Genomic DNA, 1,552 nt, shown 5'->3' with positions numbered 1-1,552 from the left:
GGGTGCGCCCAGTGGTACCGAGGGCAGGAGGCTCAGGACGCCTTCGCGCTGCTCAATGACGACTGAGCGTTGAGTGACGCCTTCAAAGCGGAAGAGGCCGATCTGGCCAAGGCGGGTGTAGAGATTGGGCAGGATGTTGATGGCCTGGGTCATCTCAGCGAGCGAATAGCCGCCCGCGTCAAACGGGTTGCGTGTGATGGTCATGGGGAACTCCGTGGAATGAGGGGACTGCGCAGCTGCGCGCTTGGGATCATAGGGCGATCGGTAGGATCAGGCGGCGTTGCGTGGGATGATGCCGAGCGCCACGAGCTGGTTGTGTTTCGTGGCGGTTTTCGCGGCGTCATCTACGCTGGCGTCGAAGACTAGGGCCGCTTGTGAGGCGATGGCCGGACCGCGCACGATGACGACGGCCTTTTGGTCTGCGGCACTGGCATCGGTGGCGTAGAGAAGCACGGCGGCAGCATTCTGTGCGCCATCACTGCCTGCTGCAGTGCTGAGCTTCATCTTGCCGCTCGCTGTGATGCGTCCGAGGACAGCCCCAACGGGATAATTGGCGCCGGCCAGCAGCGTGATGGTTTCGCGGGTGTAGTTGGGGTTCAGCTCGTATTTGAGGACATCGCCCATGGTGGGCGGTTGGGTGAGCACGGACATGGGCAATCTCCAAAAGATTGGGGGTCAAAAAGAAATCCCCCGCCGGGGAGGAGCGGCGGGGGATCAGGTGGGCGGCAGCTATTGGGGTGAACGGTTCAGCCCCTGCTGCCCGCCGAGGCAGCTTTCTTCGCGGCAGCCACAATCGGGCTTTCAGCGGATTTGGGCAGAACGGGGGACGGAGCTACCGCTACAATGTCGCGTGCATCTGCGGCGACGCTCGCTTGATCCAAAACCAACCGGCGCAAAGCCTCTGGGGCTGTGCCGTCGCGGAGCGCTCTCGCCGCATCGATTGCGATCCCGAGGCGAGCGGCCTGGGCTGTGATCTCGGCAATCTCGGCTGCTGACTCGCGAAGCTGCGCGGAGATCTTTGCCAGATTGGAAGGTTTCGTGCCGGCCGCTGTAGGTGATGCCGCGGCAGCGTCTGAGGCGGTCCCTTTGTCTTCTTGCAGCATCTCTTCTATATCGTCTGGGGCGTCGGATAGCTGTTCTGCTTCGTATAGCACCGTGTCTTCGGCATCGGTGATTTCTGTATTTGCCTCTTCGGTATCTGTTTTGGCGCTCATGGCGGCCTCCTTTGCTCGGGAATGGTCTACGCGCGGCAGTCGCGCGGCGGGCGATGGGGCGGAAAGGCTTTCACGGAAGCGGGCAAAGCCGCGGGAGAGATCGATAACCTCATCGGCCAAACCAGCTGCAACAGCCTCCGCTCCGCGATAGGTCGCGGCTTCGGTCGCTAGCGCCGCGTCCTGGCTCAACCGCCCGGCGCGGCCAGCTGCGACGGTCTCAGAAAAGAGGAACCGCAAGACATCGATCTCGCGCTGGATGTCATTGCGCACGCTCTCGGGCAGCGGCGCATAGGGATTGCCATCAACCTTATGATCACCGGAATGGATCATCGTCACGT

Annotated in this window: 3 protein-coding genes; all 3 read right to left on the bottom strand. The window is 62.4% G+C overall.

Annotated features, from left to right (window positions below):
- A partial coding sequence (locus tag PM04_RS17170; RefSeq protein WP_038009130.1) for a major capsid protein occupies positions 1–204 on the bottom strand: 204 nt, incomplete at its 3' end.
- 66 nt (positions 205–270) lie between these two features.
- The gene (locus PM04_RS17165) at positions 271–651 is read right to left on the bottom strand and encodes a head decoration protein (protein WP_038009129.1); all 381 of its coding nucleotides are present in this window, start codon (positions 649–651) and stop codon (positions 271–273) included.
- 95 nt (positions 652–746) lie between these two features.
- Positions 747–1,552 (bottom strand): S49 family peptidase (locus PM04_RS17160; protein ID WP_038009128.1); only part of this gene is annotated, 806 nt, incomplete at its 5' end.

The organism is Thalassobacter sp. 16PALIMAR09, from assembly GCF_000765485.1.
Classification (GTDB): domain Bacteria; phylum Pseudomonadota; class Alphaproteobacteria; order Rhodobacterales; family Rhodobacteraceae; genus Thalassobacter; species Thalassobacter stenotrophicus.
This window is presented reverse-complemented; position numbering and strand designations above follow the sequence as displayed.

Excerpts from the sequence above, each read along its gene's own strand:
- PM04_RS17165 (WP_038009129.1), bottom strand. The coding sequence starts at position 651 with ATGTCCGTGCTCACCCAACCGCCCACCATGGGCGATGTCCTCAAATAC.